Below are 7,342 nucleotides of genomic sequence, written 5' to 3'. Positions count from 1 at the left end.
GAACTGTTACCGCACAACTGGACGCCTGAATCTACCCACTAAAAGACAACGGCCGTTAACGCGGCCGTGTCAATATGTGTTCCCCGAACGCTTACGGTAATTGAGTACACTTGCGCGATCGTCTGGCCAGCACACCATCTGCTTGAGTCAGTCAGTAATCTCCATGCCTTTGCAACGCGTTGAATATGGACATACAATCACGAACGGCTCAATAGGGCCTTAGGTGGGGTAACATCTATACAAAAAATGAGTTTGGTTGCTTAATACTCTACACTTAACGACCCATTAAAAATAGGGTATTACCGGGCGGCTCGATCCCAGCAATGGGCCAAACTACAGGTTCAAACACATGCCAATGGATTAGCAGAGTCAGCCTTGGGAAATCTGGGATAAATTTTAAGGGCTTTTTAAACATGGTTGACTAGGAGAAATAAAGATCAAGAAATTTTGCATGTAGGTATCGATTTCTATAATATGACATTGAGTTATCCTCAAAAGGATAGTTCATTGCTGTTAAATCCGTTACCCAAACTCCGATATGGTCGTCGAGATTATCATAGTCAGATAACTTTCGATATTCGATATCCTTAGGCATTAACATAAAATTAAGTGATTCTATATTTGCCAGGTTGCGTAGATTCAGTAAGCCTGGCAACAGGCAATGACATCGATCTAAAATGTATTGCTTATCTGTCTTATCAACTAACGTAAGTCCTAGATTCTCTTTTATTGGGTATAGGCTATTTAAATATCGGACACCAAAACGGTAAAACGGAAAATCCATTATTGGTTTTCTGTCTCCCCAATTTATTCGTTTAAATAGGAATTCATCAAATAGGGAAAAGAAAGATTCCAAAATGAAGTTTTTCTCTGTAAATTGAGCGCCGATTATTAATAAACCACGATATAACTGTTTCGCGATCCGTACCTCATTTATTTGATCGCCATTTTGATGTGCCAACTTGACCAGTATGACTAAGACTGCAAGTGAATCTAAAGTGGTTAATCTCAGGATCTTGTCGGTGAAGGAATCACGATACAAGTTAGTCGACCGATACCAATCTTTGCCTACATTGTTTAGATAACGTGTATCTAGCTGCGACAGAAAAAGACGAGCTAAATTGTTGTCTAGCGATTCTAGATTGATGACTGTCCATAAAAGATTGTTCATTAACCAAGCGCTATCGCGAATTTTCTTTTCACATCGGGCGATTATATCTGGACGGGGGGATCGCAATGCCATCCAGTATTTGTAGTAGATATTCGATGAACGCTCCGATGGCGAATCAAAAATATCATCCAATACTTTTTCTAATTGAGAAGAATTCTTGCAATTAGTCTTGATCATTAATTCATGGCACCAAAACCGAGCTACTTGTTTGAGAATGTGATTTGTATCGATTTTTTTCATGACTAAAGATTTTTCTAGTTCAGAATTTCACAAGTTTCTGATTATATTAATTAAATTATCATTTGGAACCAAAATTCGGCGAAAAAAAGGACGGTGTCACAAGTTCCAATAATTGGATACGCTACTGTTTAAAGTGTGAAATGTGGCGAGAGACGAATGTAAGGGCCTGATGATGGATGATAAACGCGAAAGTATCTATGAAAATCTGTTGGAACAATATGGCTACTTTATTCATTCAACAAAGGTATGGAAAGTAGTCAGCTATACATCCGCATCTGCATATAGAAAGGCACGAAGTAAGGGTCTATTGCCTTTTCGGGAAATCGAGCTTGATGGACGGAAGGGAAGGTATGTTCGGACCGCTTCAGTATCTGCATGGCTAGAGAGCCAAATTGCCAAAGGCGATCGTAGGATAAAGGAGAAATGAAATGTAAATGAAAAAACCGGACAACTTCTAAGAAGCGCCGGTCTTGTCATCCTCATAGTGAGGAGGTATTGCTCTCACAGGTAAAGTATCTCTCTTTTTATTGATGGTGTCAAGCTGGATAGTCACGTCTTTAATTAGAGAGAATTTTATGAAACAAGTTCGAAAACTCGTCCATCGCTCGCCGCATCGGCGAGTGGGTTATGTGGTTTGTACCTACGTTCAGCCTGAGCCGATTGAATACGAAAGTCGCCTTGAGCGCGATTTTGTTCGCATCGCTTTGTTACACCCCTCCATCAGGCGAATTGTCGCCCAGCCAACACAAATCGAGATACCTGGATTCGGTGGGTATACGCCTGATTATTTTCTATTAGACAAGAATGAAAATAAGTATATTGTCGAGGTCAAATCATCAGTGTTTGTTGATAAGTACGCAGAAAAACTTCCAGCCGCAAAACATGAATTCGATCAGATCGGCATGAAATTTATACTCACGACGGATCAACAAATTGAACCGCGCAAACAATTTGCCGGCTTAGTCCATCGATATTCCCAATCCTACTACTCCTCATCTGCAATAGCAGAGGTAATAGAAAAAATTCATTCCTTACGCCTTCCCGCTCCAATCAATGAAATCGTCAGAAGGTTAGGTATTCCAATAGAACTCATCTATTACCTAATTGGTCATCGTTACCTACAAATTGACGCTTGTAATGAAAATGGATTAATTCTCGACGAGAAAGGACAGGAAAATGGCGAAATTTCAATTGAAAGATGGATTGGCGTTGCAGCGAGGTAAGCAGCTGTTGAAGTTTCAGCGCATGCTTCCTGATAATTTGATACAGCTTGAAAATGCGGAAACGGGGTTGATTGAAAAAATTTCACTAGACGAGCTACTGGAGAAGATTGAGAGTAAAGAACTTATTGTCCAAGGAGGAAGTCACGCTTGTAATACCGTATCAGTGAAATTGCCGAAAACGCCATCCAGCATACATGTAATCATAGACACTGCTCGATTATCTGAAAAAGAAAAAGCAAATTACGAACGCAAAATTTATTATGTTCATCGTTGTAAGAAAGAGGGCGTAACGCAAGGTTGCATAAGACAGATTAGGAGGGCGATAGCCTCTGTTGCTGCTGAAACCGGGGATAAAACACCTCCAGGTTCGTCGACGGTCGCGTATTGGCTACGTGCGTACAACCAGAGTGGATGCGATAATCGTAGTCTCTTGCCAAAGTCACGAATGAATCGAAAGATTGGAGAAAGAATCGGGCAGGAAAAGTTAGACTTAATCTATGAATTCATAAAACGATACTATTTACAAAGAAACGGGAAGAGTGTCGAAGACACGTACAATTTTTTATCTTCGGAGATGCGATCGCGGTTTGGAGAAGACGCATATGTGAGTATATCGACGGTAAAAAAGGTAATTAGGCAAATCTCGCCGTACGAGCGCGATAAGATCCGCAAGGGATCCGCTTTTGCCGCCGCAAAATGGCGCCATTCCATTGGTGGAACAAACGCAGAGTATCCGCTGCAAGTGGTAGAAATTGATCATACTGAACTGTCCATTTATGTAATTGATTCTAGGACAGGAATTGTGCTTGGAAAGCCAATCATCACCATCATCATCGATTCTTATACTGCATACATTCTTAGTCTAGTTATATCCTTTGAAGGCACGACTGTTGCTCGAGTAGTTAAAGCAATCAAATTTGCGTTAACACCTAAAAATAAAATCATGGCTGAGCTAGGGCTGAAGTACGAGTGGATCACTCCAGGTTTATGGCAAACAATGTTGACTGATAATGCTAGTGAATTTCATGCAGCTGACGCTAATGCCATTGCATTGCAAATGGGATTTGACGTTGAGCGATCTCCGGTCAGAAAACCGTGGTTTAAACCGGGGGTGGAGCGGTCTATGTTATCTGTCGTCAATACACTTCCGCGTTATGGAAGATCCGAGTTGATTCAGGGAGTTCATAAACCCATTGACCCTAAGAAGACGGCTTGCGTCGCTTTTGAAGACTTGCATTCCGCGTTAATAAAATGGGTTGTGGATATTTATCCATTCAAAATTTCAGATCGTACGCAAGACTGCCCGTTCGATAGGATGAAGGAAGGCCTTAAGAAAGTTCCCGCTCCGATTTTTAATGACAATTTGAGGGCGTTGGATATTTTTGCTGCGATTCCTACCAGAGTAAAAGTTAGCCACGCAGGGATTGAGAAATTCTATTTAGATTACCGCAGTCGCGAATTGGCCGAAATGGCCAAAAGGTATGGCCCAAAATTCGATGTAGATGCGCGGTTAGACCCTGCGAACTTAGGTGGGATGTGGGTTCAAGAACCTCTAGAAAAAACGTGGTTGTGGGTTCCGGTATTGCAGGAATCCTACGCGGACGGACTCTCTCTAACTGCACATCGCATCATTCGAACGAGTAGGGCATTAGAAGTTAGACGGTCCAGGAGGTTAGAGGATTATCAAGATGCAGTTTACGCATTGGAAAAGGGATGGCAGGCGAAGATCAAAGCCGGAAAACTCAGCATCAGGGAAGCAAAAAAAATGGCAGTCATTCAGGAACAAAGCAATTTCAAAAAACCAGCTAAACAAACTGTTTCGGAAAAAATCGACTCACTTGCGAACGGAATACCTGAAGATATGCCGTTACTTACTCTCGATGATCTTCCCTCCGTAACAATTGTACGTCTAGACGACATGGAGGGATGAACATGGAATATAGTTACGACGCTCTATTGGCCGGCAAGGCTATGCGGGAAGTGGTGGTACGTCATCCTAAGTTTGATGAGGCATTAACGTTAATTTCGAATGTCGTGCAAATAGGTAATTCAACTGGCGCGCCTGCCGGAGTGAGAATTATTGCTCCCGCTGGATCCGGAAAAACCTTCCTATTTCAATGCTTGAAAAAAAATATTATTGGACTACCTATCCTAAAGGACAGGCTTGCTGTGATATATGCATCCCTAAAGGAAAGCCCAACGGTCGCACAGATTCAGAATGAATTGCTATCCAATTTTCAGTACGATGCGGGAATCGTAAGAACGCGCTCTTCTACAAACAATCAAATTAATCTAATTTTGCTTCGTTCGATTAAGGACCTCGGCATCAAATTAGTTTTTTTAGATGAATTTCAACATATTTTTCTACAGCAAGGAAAAATCTCTACTGCCGTAGTGGATTGGGTCAAGCGTTTCATGAATGAGACTGAGGTGCCGATTGTCCTTATAGGGACTGAAATGCTCGACCAACTTGCAGGGATTGATCCTCAACTAATAACCAGAGTTCCAACCTCCGTAAGGCTGGGATTATTTCGTTATGACAAGCATTGGCTTATGTTTCTAAAGGGTTTAGCGGATAGTTGTGAAAAAATCGATCTCTCTTGTATTTACGAAAACTACTCCAGGGAGTTTTATACAGCGACCAATGGTACGCCACGTTTGCTTAAGTATCTGCTTATGCATATTGTGATTCTTGGCGTCACGGAAAAAAGGGAGAAAGCAGATATTTTTTTGATTCAACGTGCTTATGAGTTGGTATATGGGCCAGAATCCGCTCTGGAGAGTCCCTTTGCAACTTTTTCTTGATGAGGAGCTAGGGCGACAGTTGCCAATTCAAGATGACCTGAAACCCGATGAGTCTGGGAATGGTTATGCATTGCGAATGACTGAGGCCAATGGGATACAGTTTAGCCAGCTTGCCCGGAGCATGGCTTCGCTTGGGCATCGGTATCTGCCTAATGAAGCGGCAGGAAAAATCGCATATCTATTCGGCGGTAATCCGATCGATGTTGGGAAGGCGATACCGAAAACTTATCGGGAGAAGGGGCATGTTTTCACGGTATTCAAAGACTGCATTCTAACTCGGCCGTATCACGTACGGAAAAGCTGGATTCAAGTATGTCCGCTATGTTTACTTGAGGCTGGATTTGCACAAGCAGTCTGGGAGCTTTCATTGGTAACTGCATGCCCCCGTCATTGTATTAGGCTGCTTGATCATTGTCCGAAGTGTTTCCGTAAACTGACCTGGCGCCGGCCAAACTTGCTTGAGTGTAACTGCGGGAAGAGTTTGGCTGATTCCGATCTGGAGCTGGCTAGTAAAGCCGAGCTGTGGCTCAGTTCAACCGTCTTTTGCCACTTGTCGGGTGCTCGAATGAGGCTCGAAAAGGAGTTTCCGTACTCGTTTCTTGCTGGACTATCGCTCGATATCTTGCTCAGGCTGATTCGCGCGCTCGGCATTAGTAGAGGAATCGAGCCGATCAGCGATTTCAAACCAGGTAAGTTGACGAGAGTTTTAAGTAGTAACGAGGCGGTGCAGGTGGTCCGGCGTGCATTCTTGAGGATCAGTGATCTGTATGAGAAAAACTCTGGCCTATTCGTTAGTGCCTCGATACATATGAGAGACGTTGAAGATATTTGTATTCACAGTAGCCAAGCTGAGAAGGAGAAAATATCTCTACTATTCGAGAGGGTAGCTAGACTCGAAAAAATACACAATGCCATTACAAATAATCTCCAAATAGATATGTTCTATGACTAGCCGAAATTTGCTATTTGTACCCAATCTAATCTTGGAGGAATCTCTTACCTCTTATATAGCAAGACTGTGCCAAATGCACTCTGTTCATCCGAGAGTGTTGGTGAAAGGTTTATCCATAGAGAGAAAAGACGATTACGATTTAGATGTTTGGCCCTGCGATTTATTGCAGATAACCCGGGGAACAAGGTTGACCAAAGAACAGATTTTGTTTCTTACGATGAGATTTTTCCATGTTCGACAACAAAATCTAACTGGGTTGTTCTTAAATGTTGATCGTGGCACAGGATACTATAAGTATTGCCCGCGATGTTTGGAGACTGATGTGGTTCCATATTGGCGCTGGACTTGGCGATTGAAGCATTTTGAAATTTGCCCGCAGCACAAAATTAAGTTACTCGACAGTTGCCACAGTTGCGGACGCAGAGTCAATATAAAGAAGAATTCGGACAGACGTTATTATGGCGTTGACGACGGTATGATTCTGGAATTTTGTAGCCAATGTAGAACAGCATTGAGTGAAGTGGCTGGCACAACGATTCAAAGTAAGAGATTAGGTAGGTATTTAAATCTGCAGAATAAAATCACCGGCGCTTGTCTGAGAGGTGCATTTAAAGTGAAGGGTTTCAATCATACTTTTCCTCTAAAGTATCTCCCAATATTCCTAGTTTTGTCGCTGTACGATTCAGGAGACTATACAGTTTCTGAAATGTGGAAAAATTATGAATTTGCATTAAAAAAAATCGGGTTGAGAAAGTCTCGTGAATTGGCGTATCTGGTTGATTTGCCATTGAATAAAGTGCCACTTCAAAATTCTGGAGCGCTATTTGATCTCTATTCTTTTGGCTTGAAAAAGCATTGGCTTCGGAGCGTAGGTAAGGATTAACGCCGTAGGGCTTGCTGTGCTAAAGATTTCTATTTATTCAATATTCTGTTTCTATGGTGAGAATCATT

Annotated in this window: 6 protein-coding genes; 5 read left to right on the top strand and 1 reads right to left on the bottom strand. The window is 42.2% G+C overall.

Annotated features, from left to right (window positions below; translation table 11 throughout):
- Positions 1–421: 421 nt before the first annotated feature.
- Entirely contained in the window at positions 422–1,411 is a 990-nt protein-coding gene (locus EV681_RS21910; protein ID WP_130305241.1) for a hypothetical protein, read from the bottom strand.
- Positions 1,412–1,986: 575 nt separating this feature from the next.
- Between EV681_RS21910 and EV681_RS21905 the strand changes: the two genes are divergently transcribed.
- From EV681_RS21905 to EV681_RS21885, 5 genes are read left to right on the top strand one after another with little or no spacing between them, the layout of a single operon-like run.
- Positions 1,987–2,634, top strand: coding sequence for a hypothetical protein (locus EV681_RS21905; RefSeq protein WP_130305240.1), 648 nt, complete (start codon positions 1,987–1,989; stop codon positions 2,632–2,634).
- A complete protein-coding gene (locus tag EV681_RS21900; RefSeq protein ID WP_130305239.1) occupies positions 2,588–4,564 on the top strand; it encodes a Mu transposase C-terminal domain-containing protein in 1,977 nt (658 codons plus the stop codon). The genes EV681_RS21905 and EV681_RS21900 overlap by 47 nt, the downstream gene beginning before the upstream one ends.
- Before the next feature lie 2 nt (positions 4,565–4,566).
- Positions 4,567–5,439: a TniB family NTP-binding protein gene (locus EV681_RS21895; protein ID WP_165393174.1), complete on the top strand. Its 873-nt coding sequence runs from the start codon at positions 4,567–4,569 to the stop codon at positions 5,437–5,439.
- On the top strand, positions 5,423–6,391 hold the full coding sequence (locus EV681_RS21890) for a TniQ family protein (RefSeq protein ID WP_165393173.1): 969 nt from the start codon (positions 5,423–5,425) through the stop codon (positions 6,389–6,391). The genes EV681_RS21895 and EV681_RS21890 overlap by 17 nt, the downstream gene beginning before the upstream one ends.
- Positions 6,384–7,274: a TniQ family protein gene (locus EV681_RS21885; protein ID WP_130305236.1), complete on the top strand. Its 891-nt coding sequence runs from the start codon at positions 6,384–6,386 to the stop codon at positions 7,272–7,274. The genes EV681_RS21890 and EV681_RS21885 overlap by 8 nt, the downstream gene beginning before the upstream one ends.
- Positions 7,275–7,342 lie beyond the last annotated feature (68 nt).

Origin of the sequence: Advenella incenata, assembly GCF_004217095.1 — a bacterium.
GTDB lineage: Bacteria > Pseudomonadota > Gammaproteobacteria > Burkholderiales > Burkholderiaceae_B > Advenella > Advenella incenata.
This window is presented reverse-complemented; position numbering and strand designations above follow the sequence as displayed.

Excerpts from the sequence above, each read along its gene's own strand:
- EV681_RS21910 (WP_130305241.1), bottom strand. The coding sequence starts at position 1,411 with ATGAAAAAAATCGATACAAATCACATTCTCAAACAAGTAGCTCGGTTT.
- EV681_RS21905 (WP_130305240.1), top strand. The coding sequence starts at position 1,987 with ATGAAACAAGTTCGAAAACTCGTCCATCGCTCGCCGCATCGGCGAGTG.
- EV681_RS21900 (WP_130305239.1), top strand. The coding sequence starts at position 2,588 with ATGGCGAAATTTCAATTGAAAGATGGATTGGCGTTGCAGCGAGGTAAG.
- EV681_RS21895 (WP_165393174.1), top strand. The coding sequence starts at position 4,567 with ATGGAATATAGTTACGACGCTCTATTGGCCGGCAAGGCTATGCGGGAA.
- EV681_RS21885 (WP_130305236.1), top strand. The coding sequence starts at position 6,384 with ATGACTAGCCGAAATTTGCTATTTGTACCCAATCTAATCTTGGAGGAA.